17 protein-coding genes are annotated in these 17,260 nt (G+C 73.4%); 12 read left to right on the forward strand and 5 right to left on the reverse strand.

The genetic code is table 11. The features are described 5' to 3' along the window. Positions 1-18 precede the first annotated feature (18 nt). The 4 genes from ABZU69_RS07895 (at position 19) to ABZU69_RS07910 (ending at position 2,877) form a co-directional block, all read left to right on the forward strand. On the forward strand, positions 19-228 hold the full coding sequence (locus ABZU69_RS07895; protein ID WP_007465625.1) for a helix-turn-helix domain-containing protein: 210 nt from the start codon (positions 19-21) through the stop codon (positions 226-228). Between the two features lie 249 nt (positions 229-477). Next, positions 478-579, forward strand: coding sequence for an AURKAIP1/COX24 domain-containing protein (locus ABZU69_RS07900; RefSeq protein WP_007465623.1), 102 nt, complete (start codon positions 478-480; stop codon positions 577-579). Between the two features lie 121 nt (positions 580-700). Continuing rightward, a complete protein-coding gene (locus ABZU69_RS07905) occupies positions 701-1,774 on the forward strand; it encodes an NAD-dependent epimerase/dehydratase family protein (RefSeq protein ID WP_354963620.1) in 1,074 nt (357 codons plus the stop codon). Then, the gene (locus ABZU69_RS07910; RefSeq protein WP_354963621.1) at positions 1,771-2,877 is read left to right on the forward strand and encodes a 1-acyl-sn-glycerol-3-phosphate acyltransferase; all 1,107 of its coding nucleotides are present in this window, start codon (positions 1,771-1,773) and stop codon (positions 2,875-2,877) included. Before ABZU69_RS07905 ends, ABZU69_RS07910 begins: the two co-directional genes overlap by 4 nt. Positions 2,878-2,889: 12 nt before the next feature. On the opposite strand, the gene ABZU69_RS07915 is transcribed toward ABZU69_RS07910, so the two are convergent. From ABZU69_RS07915 to ABZU69_RS07925, 3 genes are all read right to left on the reverse strand, one after another. Next, entirely contained in the window at positions 2,890-3,789 is a 900-nt protein-coding gene (locus ABZU69_RS07915) for an HAD-IB family hydrolase (RefSeq protein WP_354963671.1), read from the reverse strand. Between the two features lie 119 nt (positions 3,790-3,908). Further along, complete coding sequence (locus tag ABZU69_RS07920) at positions 3,909-4,787, reverse strand: DUF5667 domain-containing protein (RefSeq protein ID WP_354963622.1); 879 nt, start codon at positions 4,785-4,787, stop codon at positions 3,909-3,911. 288 nt (positions 4,788-5,075) lie between these two features. Then, positions 5,076-6,026: an ECF subfamily RNA polymerase sigma factor, BldN family gene (locus tag ABZU69_RS07925; RefSeq protein WP_354963623.1), complete on the reverse strand. Its 951-nt coding sequence runs from the start codon at positions 6,024-6,026 to the stop codon at positions 5,076-5,078. A gap of 574 nt (positions 6,027-6,600) precedes the next feature. On the opposite strand from ABZU69_RS07925, the gene ABZU69_RS07930 reads away from it, so the two are divergent. Genes ABZU69_RS07930 through ABZU69_RS07940 form a run of 3 tightly spaced genes read left to right on the forward strand, consistent with a single transcriptional unit; the run spans position 6,601 to position 9,162 of the window. Beyond that, a complete protein-coding gene (locus ABZU69_RS07930; protein WP_354963624.1) occupies positions 6,601-8,235 on the forward strand; it encodes an AMP-binding protein in 1,635 nt (544 codons plus the stop codon). After that, positions 8,225-8,479, forward strand: coding sequence for a glutaredoxin family protein (locus tag ABZU69_RS07935; protein WP_354963625.1), 255 nt, complete (start codon positions 8,225-8,227; stop codon positions 8,477-8,479). Before ABZU69_RS07930 ends, ABZU69_RS07935 begins: the two co-directional genes overlap by 11 nt. Before the next feature lie 20 nt (positions 8,480-8,499). Next, entirely contained in the window at positions 8,500-9,162 is a 663-nt protein-coding gene (locus tag ABZU69_RS07940) for an HAD hydrolase-like protein (RefSeq protein ID WP_354963626.1), read from the forward strand. On the opposite strand, the gene ABZU69_RS07945 is transcribed toward ABZU69_RS07940, so the two are convergent. Beyond that, a complete protein-coding gene (locus ABZU69_RS07945; protein ID WP_074314799.1) occupies positions 9,143-9,796 on the reverse strand; it encodes a response regulator transcription factor in 654 nt (217 codons plus the stop codon). The genes ABZU69_RS07940 and ABZU69_RS07945 overlap by 20 nt on opposite strands. 58 nt (positions 9,797-9,854) lie before the next feature. Then, positions 9,855-11,153, reverse strand: a complete 1,299-nt coding sequence (locus ABZU69_RS07950; RefSeq protein ID WP_354963627.1) for a sensor histidine kinase — start codon at positions 11,151-11,153, stop codon at positions 9,855-9,857. 367 nt (positions 11,154-11,520) lie between these two features. Between ABZU69_RS07950 and ABZU69_RS07955 the strand changes: the two genes are divergently transcribed. From ABZU69_RS07955 to hemB, 5 genes are read left to right on the forward strand one after another with little or no spacing between them, the layout of a single operon-like run. Beyond that, positions 11,521-12,291 carry a redox-sensing transcriptional repressor Rex gene (locus tag ABZU69_RS07955; RefSeq protein WP_354963628.1) on the forward strand — a complete coding sequence of 257 codons (771 nt, stop codon included), beginning with the start codon at positions 11,521-11,523 and terminating at the stop codon, positions 12,289-12,291. Next, positions 12,288-13,685 (forward strand): glutamyl-tRNA reductase, encoded by a 1,398-nt coding sequence (locus tag ABZU69_RS07960; RefSeq protein WP_354963629.1) that lies wholly within the window; start codon positions 12,288-12,290, stop codon positions 13,683-13,685. Before ABZU69_RS07955 ends, ABZU69_RS07960 begins: the two co-directional genes overlap by 4 nt. Continuing rightward, the gene (gene hemC / locus ABZU69_RS07965) at positions 13,682-14,650 is read left to right on the forward strand and encodes a hydroxymethylbilane synthase (protein WP_354963630.1); all 969 of its coding nucleotides are present in this window, start codon (positions 13,682-13,684) and stop codon (positions 14,648-14,650) included. Before ABZU69_RS07960 ends, hemC begins: the two co-directional genes overlap by 4 nt. Continuing rightward, positions 14,647-16,227, forward strand: coding sequence for a uroporphyrinogen-III synthase (locus ABZU69_RS07970; RefSeq protein WP_354963631.1), 1,581 nt, complete (start codon positions 14,647-14,649; stop codon positions 16,225-16,227). The genes hemC and ABZU69_RS07970 overlap by 4 nt, the downstream gene beginning before the upstream one ends. Before the next feature lie 21 nt (positions 16,228-16,248). Next, positions 16,249-17,232, forward strand: a complete 984-nt coding sequence (gene hemB / locus ABZU69_RS07975; protein WP_354963632.1) for a porphobilinogen synthase — start codon at positions 16,249-16,251, stop codon at positions 17,230-17,232. Positions 17,233-17,260: the final 28 nt, after the last annotated feature.

The raw sequence follows: 17,260 nt of genomic DNA on the forward strand, positions 1-17,260 counted from the left end.
GGGATGGGTCGGTGAGCCATGGCCGGGTCGCAGTCCGACGGACGGCTGTCGGAGGTCAAGTTCCTCACCGTTGCCGAGGTGGCGACGGTGATGCGGGTGTCGAAGATGACGGTCTATCGCCTGGTGCACAGCGGTGAGCTCACCGCGGTCCGGGTCGGCCGTTCGTTCCGGGTGCCTGAGCACGCGGTGCACGAATATCTCCGGGGTGCCTTTCAGGAGACCGCCTGAGCCACCGCCGCGCTCACCGAGCGCGACGTAGCGGAAGCTTGCGGGCCCCACGGTCACGCCCGGAAAGCGGCATCGACGGGGGCGCGTTGGTCCTGCTGACGCTCTCCGGCTACCCTGGAGCCCGACCGAGACCCCACCGGTGCGCCCCGCCGCCCAGACTGGTCCGGTCCGTTGTCCGCAAGCGGTCGCCGTCGCCACCTGCGTGGTGTCAACCGGTCCGCCCCGCACGTTGTATCGAAAGGCTGTCGTATGGGCTCGGTGGTCAAGAAGCGCCGCAAGCGCATGGCTAAGAAGAAGCACCGCAAGCTGCTGCGCAAGACCCGCGTCCAGCGTCGCCGTCTCGGCAAGTGATCGCCGCCGGGCTTGCGGCCCGGCATCCGGCATCACTTGCCACCTGTCGACCTCCGGAGGCTCAGGTGATCAGGCCGTGGTCGTCCCGGCTCGATCACTCCTGCCGGGGTAGGTGCGTCAGATGACCCCCGGTAGCACCTCAGGTGCTCCGGGGGTCGTCGTCGTCACCGGTGTCGGTCGCTACCTGGGCGCCCACGTGGCGGCCCGGCTGGCCGCCGACCCGCGCATCGAGCGGGTCATCGGGGTGGACGCGCCCGAGCCCGGCGCCGAGTTCACCGACCTGCTGGACCGCGTCGAACGGATCCGCGTCGACGCCGGTTCGCTCGGCGGGCTCCTCGCCGACCTGGACGTCGACGCGGTGGTGCACCTCGCGCTGGTCAGCTCCGCCGACCCGCAGCACGGCGGCCGGTCGGCCATGAAGGACCAGAACGTCATCGGCACCATGCAGCTGCTCGCCGCCTGCCAACGGGCGCCCCGGCTGCGCAAGCTGGTGGTCCGCTCGTCGACCGCCGCGTACGGCGTGTCGTTCCGGGACCCGGCGGTGTTCACCGAGGAGACCGAGCCGCGCGAGGTGCCACGCGGCGGTTTCGGCCGCGACATCCTCGACGTCGAGGGGTACGTTCGCGGTTTTCGCCGTCGCCGGTCCGACGTCACCGCGACGGTGCTGCGCTTCGCGCCGTTCATCGGCTCGACCGCCGACACGACGCTGACCCGCTACTTCGCGCAGCCGCTGGTGCCCACCGTCTTCGGCCGCGATCCGCGCCTGCAGTTCCTGCACTTCGACGACGCGCTGGAGGTGCTGCACCGGTCGATCGTGGAGGATCACCCCGGCACCTACAACGTCGCCGGGCCGGGGGTGCTCTCCCTGTCCCAGGCGATCCGGCGGGCCGGTCGGGTGGCCGTCCCGGTGCTGGAGCCGGGCCTCTCCGGCGCCGCCGCGCTGGCCCGCAGCATGGGCTTCGGCCGTTACGGCCTGGACCAGGTCGACCTCTTCGTGCACGGCCGGGTGGTCGACACCACCCGGCTGGAGCGGGAGTATGGCTTCACGCCCCGCTCCACCGCCGCGGCCTTCGACGACTTCATCCGCGCCCACCACGGAGGCGTCGTGGTCACCCGGGATCACCTGGCCGTCGCTGAACAACTCGTCCTGGACGGCATCCGGCAGGTTCGCTCGGCGATGCGGGAGCGGTCGTGACCGGGTCGGGGGAGGGGCGTGACCCAGCAGGCCTCGGGCGGTTCGACGTACCGCGGGAAACGACCGCGCCAGCCGCGGAGTCGGCGCGGCGCAACGGACACCGACCGACGGACCGGGTCGCGCCGACCCCGGCGGCGGCCGACGAGGTCGACACCGCGGCCACCGACGAGCCGGCGGGCGGCCCGACCACGGACGAGCCGGCGGGTCCGGCCACCGGTGGCGATCCCGGTGGCACCGAGCCGGCCGTTTCGGATCGGCCGGGCGACCACTGGGACCGGAAGGTCGCGAACGGCCTCGCGTTCCTGCGCCGGCGGCTCTCCGGCGACTACGAGGTCGACGAGTTCGGCTTCGACCCGGAGCTGACCGACGCGGTCTTCCACCCGCTGCTGCGGCTGCTCTACCGGGACTGGTTCCGCACCGAGGTCAGCGGGGTGGAGCACGTGCCCGTCAACGGGCCCGCCCTGGCGGTCGGCAACCACTCGGGCACGGTGGCGCTGGACGCGTTGATCCTCTCGGCGGCGCTGCACGACAAGCACCCCGCTCATCGCTACCTGCGCCTGCTCGGTGCGGACCTGGTCTTCCGAATGCCGGTGGTGTCGGAGATCGCCCGCAAGACCGGTGGCACCGTGGCCTGCAACCCGGACGCCGAGCGGCTGCTCCGTAGCGGCGATCTGGTCGGCGTCTTCCCCGAGGGCTTCAAGGGCATCGGCAAGCTCTACGCCGACCGGTACAAGCTGCAACGGTTCGGCCGGGGCGGCTTCGTCTCGGCGGCGCTGCGCACCGGCACCCCGATCGTGCCGGTCGCCATCGTCGGTGGCGAGGAGATCTATCCGATGCTCGCCGACATCAAGCCCCTCGCGCGGCTGCTCAAGCTGCCGTACTTCCCGGTCACGCCGACCTTCCCGTGGCTCGGGCCGCTGGGCATGGTGCCGCTGCCCAGCAAGTGGCTGATCCAGTTCTGCCCACCGATCCCGACCGCGCACCTGACCGACTCCGCGGACGATCCGCTGGTGGTCTTCAACCTCGCCGACCAGGTGCGGGAAACCATCCAGCAGACCCTGCACACGCTGTTGGAGCGGCGGCCGGACCCGTTCGGCCCCTGAGCGGGAGTCGGGTCAGCCGCTGCGGCGGCGGCGTGACAACGCCAGGCCGGCGGTGACCGCGCCGGCGACCAGACCGGCCGCCGCGGTCGACGGTACGGCGATCTTCACAGCACGGCGGCCGGTACGGAAGTCCCGCACCTCCCAGCCACGCTGCCGCGCCTGCCGCAGCAGGGTGCCGTCCGGATTGACCGCCACCGCCCGCCCCACGGTGGAGAGCAGCGGCAGGTCGTTGGCCGAGTCGCTGTAGGCCGCGCAGCGGGCCAGGTCCAGCCGCTCCACGGCGGCGAGCTGGGTGACCGCCTCGGCCTTCGCCGGCCCGTGCATCAGGTCGCCCACCAGCCGCCCGGTGTACGCCCCGTCCACCACCTCGGCCACCGTGCCGATGGCGCCGGTCAGGCCGAGCCGGGCGGCGATCACCCGACCGATCTCCACCGGGGCGGCGCTGACCAGCCAGACCCGCTGGCCGGCGTCCAGGTGGCGCTGGGCGAGCTGGTGGGTGCCGGTCCAGATCCGGGGTGCCATCAGCTCGTCGAAGATTTCCTCCGTGAGGCGTTCCACGTCGTCCACCCGCCAGCCCTCGACGAAGGCCAGCGCTGCTTCCTTGGCCTGGGACATGTCACCGGCGTGCTCCCGGGCCAGCAACCGGAACCGGAGCTGCTGCCAGGCGAACCGGGCCAGGTCGGCGCTGGTGAAGTAGTTCCGGGCGGCGAGGCCGCGAGCGAACCAGTAGATCGACGCGCCCTGCATCATCGTGTTGTCCACGTCGAAGAACGCCGCCGCGGTCGGGTCTGGCGCGGCCGTCGGAGCCAACTCGGTCTCCGCCCAGCCGGCGGTGTGACCGTGGACGTCGGTGCTGACCGTCACCTTGCGGCTGCGGGCCACGCGTCTCCCTTCCTCGCCGGTGCGACGGATGCCTCCAGCGAGGGTAGCCGGGAAGCATGGTCGACCGGCCGGGCAGACCGCAAACTGTGGCACGACCGGCCGGACCTGCGGTATGGGAGTGGCCGGGGCGTCCGGCCGCCCCGGGTGGGTCAGCGGGTGCCGGGGCAGGCGGACGGCGCGGGGCCGAGGGCGTCGCTGGCCGCCGGCGCCGGCATGCCGCAGGCGATCGCCGCGCGCAGCGTGTCCGAGCGTTCCCGGATGCTGTCCAGCAGCACCAGAGAACGCCGGGTGCGCTCCCGGTCGGCCCGGGTGGCCCCGTCGAGCAGGTTGCTCACCGCTCGGTGCTGACCGGCGACGAAGGTGTTGACAGTGTCCAGGCTGGCCGGCTCGGCCCGCTGCACGGCGGCGGCGTTGAGCAGGCGCACACCCTGCCGGGTGTCGGCGTCCATGTCGTCGAGGACCGCGCTGTAGCCGATCCGGTCACCGCGCAGCTCGGCGGCCTCGCCGAGCCGGGTCCGGGCGAAGTCCAGGAAGAGCTGACCGCGGCTGATGTCCGAGCTGGCCAGGGCCAGCTGGGCCCGCTCGGTCGAGCGCTTCATGCCGTACAGCGCGTCGCCGGGGACGGCGTTCTCGCTGGCGGCGGAGATGCCGGAGACGGCGATGGCGCCGGCCGCGATGCCGATCAGGATCGCGCCCCGGGCGCGGGCCCGGCGGGCGGTGACCGCCGGGAGCAGCGAACCGCGGGTGGTGCTGGGGGAACGCGTGGTGGCCGGTTCGCCGGCCGGCGGGGTGGCGCCCAGCCCTTCCCGCACGGCGGTGGCGAGCAGCATCGCCCGCAGGCCGGTGCGGAAGTCGGGGTCCACCTCGACCGCCGGTGGATCGACGCTGAGCCGCTGACCCACCGCGACGAGTGGGGCGAGCTGGCCGTCCACCCGGGACCGGACGTGGTGCCGCCGGCCGCCGTTGGCCTCGTCGAGAAGCTGCGCGAAGCGCTCCGCGCGCCGGCGGGAGAAGAGGATGTTGTCCACCGCAGGCACCTCCTCTCGCTGGTCACGGCCGGTCGGCCGCCGTCGTTGCCAGCGACCGGGCGGCAGTGTGACACCACGGAGGTGAGGCCCCGTCCGGCATGCCGGTCGGACCTCGGTGACCCGGGCCTGCCGGGGCAACCACCGGTCGCACCCGGAGAAACGCCGCGGACCGGGCACGGGTTACGGGCCTGGCGGGGCGGAAATCACAGAAAGTGATGGTTGTCACCAGGCGGGACCGACTGAGCTGCCCGGACGTCGATCGACGCCCATCGGTCCCGCGGAAAAGAACTACGGCTGGAAGCCGTCGGGCAGGAGTCGGGCCAGCGCGCGGACCGCCCGGTACTGGAGGGCCTTGATGGCGCCCTCGTTCTTGCCCATCGCCCGGGCCGTCTCGGCGACCGAGAAGCCCTGGAGGAACCGGAGCACGATGCACTCCTGCTGCTCCGGGTTGAGCTGCTTCACGGCGGTGAGCAGGGCGACGTTGGTGATGTGCTCAACCACCGCGGCTTCCGGGCTGCCCTCCGGGCCCCGGTCCTCCCGGTCGGCGTCGAGCACGTCGCCGGTGGTGACCTCCAGCCGGTACCGGCCGGACTTGAAGTGGTCCGCGACCAGGTTGCGGGCGATGGTCACCAGCCAGGCGCCGAGGTCGCGGCCCTGCCAGGTGAAGCTGCTGATCCGCTTGAGAGCGCGGAGGAAGGTGTCCGAGGTGAGGTCCTCGGCGAGCTGCCGGTTGCCGACCCGGAAGTAGACGAACCGGAACACGGTGTCCACGTACCGGTCGTAGATGAGGCCGAACGCCTCGGACTCGCCGGCCTGGGCCCGCTCGATCAGCGTCCAGACCTCGGTGGCCGGGTCGGACGGATCCGGTCGGCTCGGAAAGCCGGTCGGGGTGGTGGTGGCCGGCACCGCCGGGATCACCGCCGTCTCGCCCGCGGACGGGTCGGTGGTCGCCGCCGGCGTGTCGCTGACCCGTCGGCCCTGGGCCGGCATGGTCGGTCGGGCCGGTACGGCGACCCGGCCCCCGGCCGGCTTCGAGTTCCCGCCGGGCACCGCTGGTCGCGGTGGCGGCTCGTTGTGGTGTGGCCTGTTGCGTATCCGCTGCGCTGTGCCGTCGCCCCGCACGGCGGCGCTGTGTGGTTCATCCAGCGGGGCGCGGGCCGCCGGCCGCTCGTTGACCTGGGCACGAGTCGTCTGACCGGTCAGGCCGACCGGGCGTTCCGCGTAACCGAAGGTGGTCACCGCGTCGCCCCCGTCCCGTCGGTCGCCGGGCGGGCCGGTCTGCGGGTCGTCGGTGCGGACCGACCGGGCTTCCGGTCGGGCAGGACGGTTCCGGGGTGTGCCGACGGGCGGCAGTTCCCCTTGAGGTGCTGGTCCAATGCGCTCACAGGCACGGGGGCCTCCTCGGGCTGAGGGGTGTCGACTCACGGCAAATGGGGTGAGCCGACCCGAGTGATGATAGGGCCAACGTCACCCGCGCGTGGCAAGTCCGTTACACAGGGCGGAAGTATTTCCCGCTCCATCGCACCGTCGGCGGACCGGTTGTCCGTCGTGTGCGTTTGACTTTGGAGCGGCGTGGCGCTCCAGGGTGGATCTCCTGGTCGAGGGCGGATTGCCCGTTCGGATGACCCGTCCCGCCGGGTGGTCGTGTGCGCCCGGCCGAACCGCCGACGGATGGCGTCAGCCGTCCCATCGACGGGACCTGATCGGACCGCCGGTGGCACAGAGATCAGTCCCGTGGGCGGGACTGTCGCGGCGCCGCGGTCCGGCCGCCGGGCGTGGCCTGGCGGCGCCCGCTGTGCCAGACTCGATCACCGTGCAGGACGCATCGGCAAACCCCGCGCCGAACCTCGCCGACCGGGTCCACCGGGCGGCCCTCGACCACGGCGACTGGGCCGCGCTGCACTGGCGTGACCGGACACTCAGCTGGTCCGAACTGGACGCCGCAGTGGACTCCACCGCGCACGCGCTGACCGCCACCGCGCCGCCCACCGACCCGGGCGGTACGCCGCCACGCGTCGCGATCGCGCTGCCCAACACCCTCGACTTCGTGGTCAGCTGGCTCGCCGCCCTGCGCGCCGGGCTGGTCGCGGTGCCGGTCAACCCCGGCTTCACCGCCCCGGAGCTGCGGCACGTGCTGGCCGACTCCGGCGCGTCGGTGCTGATCGGCACCGAGCGGATCCGGAGCCTGCTCGCCGAGGTGGCCGTCGATCTGCCCGCGCTCACCGCCGTGCACGGCACGCCGCCGCGGTCGGTCGACGACGCACCGGAGCCGCCCACACGCCCGCGTCGGGGCGGTGCCGACCTGGCCGTGCTGCTCTACACCTCCGGGACCGAGGGCCGGCCCAAGGGCGCGATGCTCTCGCACCACGCGCTGCTGGCCAACCACGAGCAGGTCGGCCGGATCGAGCCGCCGGTGGTCGGTCCGGAGGACACCGTGCTCCTGGCCCTGCCGCTGTTCCACGCGTACGGGCTCAACTCGGGGCTCGGCGCGGTCGTCCACCATGGCGCGACCGGCGTGCTGCTCGACGAGCCGGGGCCCACGGCGGGGCTCGACGAGATCGCCCGGCACCGGGTCAGCGTGCTGGTCGGCGTACCGTCGATGTTCCTGGCCTGGGCCGGCGTGGCGGAGGTCCGCGCGGCGACCGCCTCCGTCCGGGTGGCGGTCTGCGCCGCGGCGCCGCTGGAGCCGGCGGTCGCGGCGCGCTTCACCGAGGCCACCGGTCATCCGGTGCACATCGGGTACGGCCTCACCGAGACCGCGCCGGTGCTCACCTCGACCCTGGTCGGCGGGGTGGCCAAGGCCGGCTCGATCGGTCGGCCGCTGCCCGGCGTCCGGTTGCGCCTGGTCGGCGCCGACGGCGCGGACCTCTGGCGCGACGGCCTGGCCACCCCCGACGAGGACCCGGACGAGATGGACATCTCCGACGCGGCGCCGGGCACCGACCCGGGGCAGATCGTCGTGCGCGGCCCCAACGTCTTCACCGGCTACTGGCCGGACGGCCGGGACGGGCCGGACGCCGACGGCTGGTGGGGGACCGGCGACGTCGCGTACGCCGACGAGGACGGCGACCTCTTCCTGGTCGACCGGCTCGGCGAGCTGATCCTCGTCAACGGGTTCAACGTCTATCCGCACGAGGTCGAGCTGGTGCTCGCCGGGCACCCCGGGGTGGCCGAGTCGGCCGTACTGGGTGTGCCGCATCCCCGGACCGGCGAGACTGTCCGGGCGTACGTGGTGCCGGCACCGGGGCGGCAGGTGACCAGCGAGGAGCTGCTCGCCCACTGCGCGCGGAACCTGGCCCGGTTCAAGTGCCCGACCGGGGTCGAGTTCGTCGACGCCCTGCCGCACTCGGCGATCGGCAAGGTACGCAAGACCCAGCTCCGGTCGGCGACGCCGGCCGACCCGCCGGCGAGCGCCGACACCCGCACGGAGGTAACCGATGTCCACTGACGCCCGGCTCGCCCTGGTCACCCGCCCCGGCTGCCACCTGTGCGACGACGCCAAGGCGGCGCTCGACCGGGTGGTGGCGGTCACCGGGGACAAGTGGGTCGAGTGGGACGTCACCGGCGACGAGGGGCTGGAGCGGGAGTACGGGGACCGGCTGCCGGTGGTGATGCTCGACGGCAAGGAGCACGGCTACTGGCGGGTGGAGGAGGAACGGCTGCTGCGGGACCTGACCACGCCGCAGCTCTGAGCGGTGCCTATGGTGCTCTGATGACCCCTGCACGCCCCCACCTCGTATGGGACTGGAACGGCACCCTGCTCAACGACCTCAGCCTGGTGGTCGCGGCCACCAACGCGGCGTTCGCCAGCGTGGGCGGGCCGGTGGTCACCTCCGACGAGCACCGGGTGCGGTTCCGCCGGCCGATCGCCGAGTACTACGCCGAGGTGCTCGGTCAGGCCGTGGACGACGACGAGTTCGGCCGGCTGGACCGGATCTTCCACGACGCGTACCGCAGCGGGTTGACCACCTGCGAGCTGGCCGCTGACGCGCGGACCGCGATGGCCACCTGGCCGGGCAACCAGAGCCTGCTCTCCATGTGGTTCCACGAGGAGCTGGTGCCGACCGTGCACACCTACGGGCTGACCGGCCACTTCACCCGGGTGGACGGGCTGCGTGCCACGGTCGGCGGCGGCCGCAAGGCGGAGTCGCTCGAACGGCACCTCGCCGAGCTGGGCGTGGACGGCGCGTCGGTGGTGCTGATCGGCGACTCCATCGACGACGCCGACGCGGCGCTCGCGGTGGGTGGCCGGGCGGTGCTCTACACCGGCGGCTTCACCGACCCGGCCCGGCTGCGTGCCTCCGGTCACCCGGTCGCCGACACCCTCACCGACGCCGTGACCCTGGCCCGGGAGGTCAGTTCCGCAGGTAGGTGAGGACGGCCAGCACCCGCCGGTGCTGCTCGGTGTCCGGTGGCAGGGTGAGCTTGGTGAAGATGTTGCGCACGTGCTTCTCCACCGCGCCGTCGCTGACCACCAGGGCGCGGGCGATGGCGGTGTTCGAGCGCCCCTCGGCCATCAGAGCGAGCACCTCGCGCTCGCGCGGGGTCAGCTCGCGCAGCGGGTCGTCCCGGCGGCGTCGGGCGAAGAGCTGACCGACCACCTCCGGGTCGAGCACGGTGCCGCCGGCCGCCACCCGGCGCAGCGCGTCGAGGAACTCGTCGATCGCCGCCACCCGGTCCTTGAGCAGGTAGCCGATACCGCCACCCGCGCCACCGGTTGTGGCGAGCAGGTCGTCGGCGTACGAGACCTCGACGTACTGGGACAACACCAGGATCGGGGTACGCGGCACCAGCCGGCGGGCCTCCACCGCCGCGCGCAGCCCCTCGTCGGTGTGCGACGGGGGCATCCGAACGTCGACGATCGACACGTCCGGCCGGTGCTCCACCACCGCCTCGACCAGCGCGTCGCCGTCCCCGACGGCGGCCACCACCTGGTGTCCGCTCTCGGTCAGCAGCCGCACCAGCCCCTCGCGGAGCAGGACGGCGTCGTCGGCGATCACGATGCGCATGGCTGTGTTGTCTACCACGTCCGGCCCGCCGGGAGGGCTCGACGCGGTGTCCGCCAACTCACAGCGGAAGCTCCGCGCGGATCTCGGTGGGCCCGCCGGTCGGGCTGACGACGGCCAGTTCGCCGCCGGCGGCCCGCACCCGGTCGGCGATGCCGACCAGGCCGTGCCCCTTGGCCAGGTGCGCACCGCCCTGCCCGTCATCGCCCACCCGGACCAGGAGACGGCTGCCCTGCCGGGTCAGTGCGACGGTGGCTTCGGTGGCCCGGCTGTGTTTGGCGACGTTGGTCAACGCCTCGGCCACCATGAAGTACGCGGTGTTCTCCACCGCCGGGTCGAGTCGCCCGCCCGGCGTGCCGAGCTGCGGGTCCACCTGAAGCTCGATGGGGATCAGCCCCCGGCCGGCGAGCGCGGCCAGGGCGCTGGGCAGGCCCCGGTCGACCAGGATCGGTGGGGCGATGCCCCGGGACAGCGCCCGCAGCTCGGCTAATGTGTCCCGGGTCTGGGTGACCGCCTCGTCGATGGTCCGGCCGGCCGCCTCCGGGTCGGAGGCGAGCTGCTGCCGGGCCCGGCTGAGGTCCATCGCAAGCCGGACCAGGCGCTGCTGGGGGCCGTCGTGAATGTCGCGTTCCAGCCGGCGCAGCGCGGACGCCTCGGCGGAGACGGCGGCGCGCTTCTGCTCCTCCAGCACGGTGATCCGGTCCCGCATCTCGGCCACCCCGGTCAGCATGGCCCGGGCGAAGCTCGCCTGGAGCAGCGCGCAGCCCCGGATCACGATCGGCAGGGTGATCAGGAAGAACACCCCGATCGCGGTGGTCAGCCCGATCCGCGCGGTGGTCGAGTCGCCGAGGCCGAGCAGTTGGGCGAGGTCGCCCTCGCCGTCGCCGCGCGGCAGCGTCCAGTCGTACGCCCAGTAGAGCGAGCCGGTGACCGCGGCGGCCCACCAGGCCAGCGCCACCACGAACGTGACAACCGACACGATCAGACGCAGCACGCCGTGTGCCACGTCGAGCCAGGACTGGGCGTCCCGCATCGGCACGAAGATCCGCCGCCAGGCGTTCGCTCCCGCCTCCGGCAGCCGGTAGTGCGGCCGGATCCGGGGCTGACGGAGTACCGCCGGCAGCCGCAGCCGCTCGATGTCGGCGAGCCCGCGGGCGGCGTACAGGGTGCCGCTGATGATCGGCAGGCCGATCACCGTGACCACCAGCCCGACGCCGACCACGAGGCCCACCACGAGGACGACGAAGCTGGTCAGGGCCAGGGGCAGGCCGAGCAGCACGTACCCGGAGTCGACGAAGAGCTGGCGGGGGATGCTCGGTGCCAGCGTCGGCTGGTCGCTGGTGGCGGCAACGGCGGTCATGCCCAAAGGCTAGGCAGCCCGGGTCCGCCACCCCATCCCGAAGCCCTGCCCCTCCTCCGTAGTGCTGTCCCTACCTGTCCCGGCACGCCTGTCCGACCTGGGCGCGGGATTGGTCAGAGAAGTCGGGAATGAGCAATAATTACGCGGGCGGTGCGGGCGGACGCCGCTGGATCGATCTTGCAGAACGGAGGCGCTGGTGGGGTCGCGCCGCGCAGCGACAAGATCGCGATTTGTGCACGTCTTCACAAGCGCCTACTCTCTAGTTCCGACGCGCCCTGCTAGCACAGCCGGCAATCTCGGTCGCCAGCGGGAGTCCATAAGCGGCCGACCAGCGGAGTTGGCCGAGGATCGCACCGCACGGAGTCTCATGAGTCAGCATCGTCACCCAGGCGCGCCCGGCCGCGCCGGTGCCGTACCCGCGCTCCCGGACCTGCCCGAGGCGACCGTCGCGCGACTCCCGGAATACCTGCGTGCGCTGCACAACCTCGCCGACGTCGGCCACGAGACGGTCTCCAGCGAGGGCCTGTCCGCCGCCGCCGGCGTCAACTCTGCCAAGCTCCGCAAGGACCTCTCCCACCTCGGCTCGTACGGCACCCGGGGCGTCGGCTACGACGTCGCGCTGCTGATCGAGCAGATCGAGTACGTGCTCGGGCTCACCCAGCGCAGGGCGGTCGCCCTGGTCGGCGTGGGTAATCTCGGTCACGCTCTGGCCGGTTACGACGGTTTCGCGAGCCGGGGCTTCCGGATCGCCGCACTGCTCGACGCCGACCCCTCCCGGGTCGGCGAAGAGATCAACGGCCTGGTGGTCCGGCATGTCGACGAGCTTCCGGCGATCGCCGCGGAGGAGTCCATCGCGATCGGCGTGATCGCCACCCCGGCCGCCGCCGCCCAGCGGGTCGCCGACCAGCTGGTCGCGGTCGGCGTGACGAGCATCCTCAACTTCGCGCCGTGCGTACTCTCGGTTCCGGAGGGGGTTGACGTGCGCAAGGTCGACCTCGCCATCGAGCTGCAGATTCTGTCCTTCCACGAGCACCGCAAGGCGTCACTGACCGCGCTTCCCGCCACCGGCGGGTCCGCTCTCACCGCCCTGCCGGGTGGGCTCGCGGCCACCGACACCCAGGAGGCGATCGGCACGTGAAACTGCTCGTCGTCGGCGCGTCCTACCGGACCGCCCCGGTCGCCACGCTGGAGCAGCTGGCCGTGCCCCCCGCCGACCTCACCCGCACCCTGGACCGCCTGGTCGCCCAGCCGTACGTGGCCGAGGCGGTACTCGTCTCCACCTGCAACCGGGTGGAGGTCTACGCCGCCGTGTCCGGTTTCCACGGCGGGCTCGGCGACGTCTGCGCCGTCCTGGCCGAGCAGGCCGGCAGCTCGCCGGCGGCGCTCGCCAGCCACCTGTACGTGCACTACGACGCCGCCGCCGTGGACCACGTCTTCCGGGTCGCCACCGGGCTGGACTCGATGGTGGTCGGCGAGGCGCAGATCCTCGGGCAGTTGCGCGACGCGTACCACTGGGCCACCGGCGCGGACTCGGCCGGCCGCCTGCTGCACGAGCTGATGCAGCAGGCACTGCGGGTCGGCAAGCGGGCCCACGCCGAGACTGGCATCGACCGGGCCGGCCAGAGCGTGGTCACCGCCGCGCTGGAGCTGGCCGCCGGGCACCTCGACGGTGCCCTCGCCGGTCACCCGGCCCTGGTTGTCGGGGCCGGCGCGATGGGCTCGCTCGGGGTGGCCACGCTGTCCCGGCTGGGCGCCGGGCCGCTCACCGTCACCAACCGGGGCGCCGACCGGGCCGCGCGGCTCGCCGAGTCGTACGGGGCGAACGCCGTGCCGATGGCCGAGCTGGCCGAGACGCTCTCCACAGTGGACATCGTAGTGGCCGCCACCGCCTCCACCGAACCGGTCCTCAACCGGACGGTGGTCGGCGCGGCGCTGGCCGAGCGGGACCCGGCCCGGGGCCCACTGGTCCTGCTCGACCTGGCCGTCCCGCGCGACGTCGAGGAGGGCGTCGTCGACCTCCCCGGCGTCGAGGTGATCGACATCGACCGGATGGCGGCGCTGCTCGCCGACGGTCCGGCCGCCGCGGACGCCGCCGCCGTCGAGCGGATCGTGCTCGGCGAGGTGGAGAGCTTCCTGTCCTGGCTGCGCGGCGCCGACGTGGCGCCCACCGTGGCCGCGCTGCGCGGCCGGGCCGACGACGTGGTCACCGCCGAGCTGCGCCGGCTGGCCCAGCGCCGCCCCGACCTCGGTGACGACCTGCGGGCCGAGGTGGCCCGCACGGTGCACCGCGTGGTGCAGCGGCTGCTGCACCAGCCCACCGTCAAGGTCCGCCAGTTGGCCGCGGAGCCCGGCGGCGACCAGTACGCAGCCCTGCTGCGCGAGCTGTTCGACCTCCAGGTGCCGCAGACCTCGCCGGTGGACACCGTTCCCGACGTGGTGGCACCCGACCTCGGCGCGGCGTTCAGCGCCATCGACCCGGTGCTCGGCGCGGACGCCACCGACCCGACCCCGCCCACCGGAGGTGCGCGATGACCACCCCCCTACGCCTCGGCACCCGGGGCAGCGCCCTGGCCATGGCCCAGTCCGGTCAGGTCGCCGAGGCGTTGACCGCCGCCACCGGCCGCCCGGTGGAGCTGGTCGAGGTGATCACCGCCGGCGACCGCTCCAGCGCGCCGGTGCACCGGCTCGGCGTCGGGGTGTTCGTCTCCGCGCTGCGCGACGCGCTGGCCGCCCGGACCATCGACTTCGCGGTGCACTCCTACAAGGATCTGCCCACGGCCGCCGCCGGCGGGCTGCACATCGCCGCGGTGCCGGCCCGGCAGGACCCACGCGACGCGTTGATCGCCCGGGACGCCCGGACGCTCACCGAGCTGCCGCCCGGGGCCACCGTGGGCACCGGCGCGCTGCGCCGGATCGCCCAGCTGCACGCGCTCGGCCTGCAGCTGGAGGTCACCCCGATCCGGGGCAACGTGGACACCCGCCTGGCGCGGGTGCTCGGCCCCGAGGCCGACCTCGACGCCGTCGTGCTGGCCCGGGCCGGGCTGGCCCGACTCGGCCGGGCCGACGTGATCACCGAGACGCTGGACCCGATGCTGATGCTGCCCGCGCCCGCCCAGGGTGCGCTGGCCGTGGAGTGCCGGGTCGACGACCAGGACCTGGTCGAGCTGCTCGCCGTGCTCGACCACGCACCGTCGCACGCCGCCGTCACCGCGGAGCGCGCGTTGCTGGCCACCCTGGAGGCCGGGTGCAGCGCACCCGTCGCCGCCTATGCGGAACTCGCCGAAGGTGACGCCGGCGATGAGATCTACCTGCGCGGGGCGGTGATCAGCCCGGACGGCACTCGTGACCTCCGGCTGTCCCGCACCGGAACGCCCGCCGACGCGGCGGAGATCGGTAAGGCACTCGCCGCCGAACTCCTCGACCTCGGCGCCGACTCGATCCTCGGCCAGGAAGGAAACACCGGCTCGGGGACCCAGCAATTTGGGAGCACAGAATGACCCGCACCCGTAAGCCCGTCGGCCGTATCGCGTTCGTCGGGGCTGGCCCCGGCGACCCGGGCCTGCTGACCCGTCGGGCGCACGACGCCCTGGTCGACGCCGACCAGGTGATCTACGACCGGGGAGTCCCGGAGTCGTTGCTCGCCGTCGTACGCGCCGAGGCCAGGGACGACGCCGAATTCACCCCGGCCGAAGGCGCGCCGGGGGACGTGGCGAAGGTGCTGATCTCCGCGGCCCGGTCCGGGCTGAACGCGGTGCACCTGGTCGCCGGCGACCCGTTCGGCCACGACTCGGTGGTCAAGGAGGTGCAGGCGGTGGCCCGCACCGCCGCTCACTTCGAGGTGGTGCCCGGGGTCGGTCAGGCCGAGGGCGTGGCCACCTACGCGGGGGTCCCGTTGCCGGGTGTGCGTACCGCCGCCGACGTCGAGGACGTCAGCGCTCTGGACTTCGAGGCGCTGGCCGCAGCCGTCGGCCGGGGCTCGCTCGCCGTCGCGGTGGACGCCGGTGACCTCGCCGCCGTCCGGGACGGGCTGCTGGCCGCCGGGGTCGACGGCACCACCGGCGTCGGGGTGACCGGCGACGGCACCGGCGAGACCCAGTACACGACCACGTCGACCGTCGACAGCTTCGTGGCCGCCGCGCTCGGCTTCACCGGCCGGGTGGTGCTCACCGTCGGCGCCGCTGTGGGCCAGCGGGACAAGCTGAGCTGGTGGGAGAACCGCCCGCTGTACGGCTGGAAGGTGCTGGTGCCGCGGACCAAGGAGCAGGCCGGCGTGATGAGCGCCCGGCTGCGCGCGTACGGGGCGATCCCGTGCGAGGTGCCGACCATTGCGGTCGAGCCGCCGCGTACCCCGGCGCAGATGGAGCGGGCGGTCAAGGGCCTGGTCGACGGCCGGTACGCCTGGGTCATCTTCACCTCGGTGAACGCGGTCCGCGCGGTCTGGGAGAAGTTCGCCGAGCACGGCCTGGACGCCCGGCACTTCGGTGGCGTCAAGATTGCCTGCATCGGTGAGGCGACGGCGGACGCGGTCCGCGCGTTCGGCATCCAGCCGGAGTTGATCCCCGCCGGGGAACAGTCCTCCGACGGGCTGCTGGCCGAGTTCTCGCCGCACGACGAGATCCTCGACCCGGTGGGCCGGGTGCTGCTGCCGCGCGCCGACATCGCCACCGAGACGCTTGCCGCCGGGCTCACCGAGCGTGGCTGGGAGGTCGACGACGTGACCGCGTACCGGACGGTCCGGGCCGCGCCGCCGCCCGCCGAGATCCGGGACGCGATCAAGTCGGGCGGGTTCGACGCGGTGCTCTTCACCTCGTCCTCCACCGTGCGGAACCTGGTCGGCATCGCGGGGAAGCCGCACGCGCGTACCGTTGTTGCCGTCATCGGGCCCAAGACGGCGGAGACCGCGACGGAGTTCGGCCTGCGGGTCGACGTCCAGCCGCCGCACGCCTCGGTGCCCGACCTGGTGGAGGCGCTCGCCGCCTACGCCGTCGAGCTGCGCGAGAAGCTCGCCGCCATGCCGGCGAAGCAGCGTCGCGGCTCGAAGGTGCAGGGGCCGACCGCCCTGCGCTTCCGGTAGTCGTCTTCAGGAGGGGCTCCCATGTCGTACCCCGAGATCCGGCCCCGCCGGCTGCGCCGCACCCCGGCGATCCGCCGGCTGGTCTCCGAGACGCGGGTCGACCCGGCCGAGCTGGTCGTGCCGATGTTCGTCAAGGAGGGGCTGACCGAGCCCCGCGCCATCGCGTCGCTCCCGGGGGTGCTCCAGCACTCCCGGGACTCGCTGCGCAAGGCGGCGGTCGAGGCGGTCCAGGCCGGTGTCGGCGGGATCATGCTCTTCGGTGTGCCGGAGCATCGTGACCCGACCGGGTCCGGTGGCATCGACCCGGACGGCATCCTGAACGTCGCCATCCGCGACGTGGTGGCCGAGGTCGGCGACGCCACGGTGGTGATGAGCGACCTGTGCCTGGACGAGTTCACCTCGCACGGGCACTGCGGCCTGCTCACCCCGGGCGGCGAGGTGGACAACGACGCGACCCTGGAGGCGTACGCCGAGATGGCGGTGGCCCAGGCCGCCGCCGGGGTCCACATGGTCGGGCCGTCCGGGATGATGGACGGCCAGGTCGGCGTCGTGCGCCGGGCGCTCGACGCCGCCGGGCACCAGGACGTGACCGTGCTGGCGTACGCCGTGAAGTACGCCTCGGCCTTCTACGGCCCGTTCCGGGACGCGGTGGAGTCGGCGCTGGAGGGCGACCGGCGCTCCTACCAGCAGGACCCGGCCAACCTGCGCGAGTCGCTGCGCGAGGTGGCGCTGGACGTCGCCGAGGGCGCCGACCTGGTGATGGTCAAGCCGGCGCTGCCCTACCTCGACGTGGTGTCGGCGGTGCGGGCCGCGGTGGACGTTCCGGTCGCCGCCTACCAGGTCTCCGGTGAGTACGCGATGGTCGAGGCGGCCGCCGCGAACGGCTGGATCGACCGCGAGCGGGTGATGCTGGAGACGCTCACCTCGATCAAGCGGGCCGGCGCGCAGATCATCCTCACCTACTGGGCTGTCGAGGCCGCCGGACTGCTCCGCGAGCGCTACTGAGCGGCCGGTAGCGGGCCTCTCGCGCGCC

The sequence above is a fragment of the Micromonospora sp. NPDC005206 genome (genome assembly GCF_040608175.1).
In the GTDB taxonomy this organism is placed as follows: domain Bacteria; phylum Actinomycetota; class Actinomycetes; order Mycobacteriales; family Micromonosporaceae; genus Micromonospora.

Bases quoted from the DNA above. Each gene is read 5' to 3' on its own strand.
- ABZU69_RS07895 (WP_007465625.1), top strand. From the start codon at position 19: ATGGCCGGGTCGCAGTCCGACGGACGGCTGTCGGAGGTCAAGTTCCTC.
- ABZU69_RS07900 (WP_007465623.1), top strand. From the start codon at position 478: ATGGGCTCGGTGGTCAAGAAGCGCCGCAAGCGCATGGCTAAGAAGAAG.
- ABZU69_RS07905 (WP_354963620.1), top strand. From the start codon at position 701: ATGACCCCCGGTAGCACCTCAGGTGCTCCGGGGGTCGTCGTCGTCACC.
- ABZU69_RS07935 (WP_354963625.1), top strand. From the start codon at position 8,225: ATGTCCACTGACGCCCGGCTCGCCCTGGTCACCCGCCCCGGCTGCCAC.
- ABZU69_RS07940 (WP_354963626.1), top strand. From the start codon at position 8,500: ATGACCCCTGCACGCCCCCACCTCGTATGGGACTGGAACGGCACCCTG.
- ABZU69_RS07945 (WP_074314799.1), bottom strand. From the start codon at position 9,796: ATGCGCATCGTGATCGCCGACGACGCCGTCCTGCTCCGCGAGGGGCTG.
- ABZU69_RS07950 (WP_354963627.1), bottom strand. From the start codon at position 11,153: ATGACCGCCGTTGCCGCCACCAGCGACCAGCCGACGCTGGCACCGAGC.
- ABZU69_RS07955 (WP_354963628.1), top strand. From the start codon at position 11,521: ATGAGTCAGCATCGTCACCCAGGCGCGCCCGGCCGCGCCGGTGCCGTA.
- hemC (WP_354963630.1), top strand. From the start codon at position 13,682: ATGACCACCCCCCTACGCCTCGGCACCCGGGGCAGCGCCCTGGCCATG.
- ABZU69_RS07970 (WP_354963631.1), top strand. From the start codon at position 14,647: ATGACCCGCACCCGTAAGCCCGTCGGCCGTATCGCGTTCGTCGGGGCT.
- hemB (WP_354963632.1), top strand. From the start codon at position 16,249: ATGTCGTACCCCGAGATCCGGCCCCGCCGGCTGCGCCGCACCCCGGCG.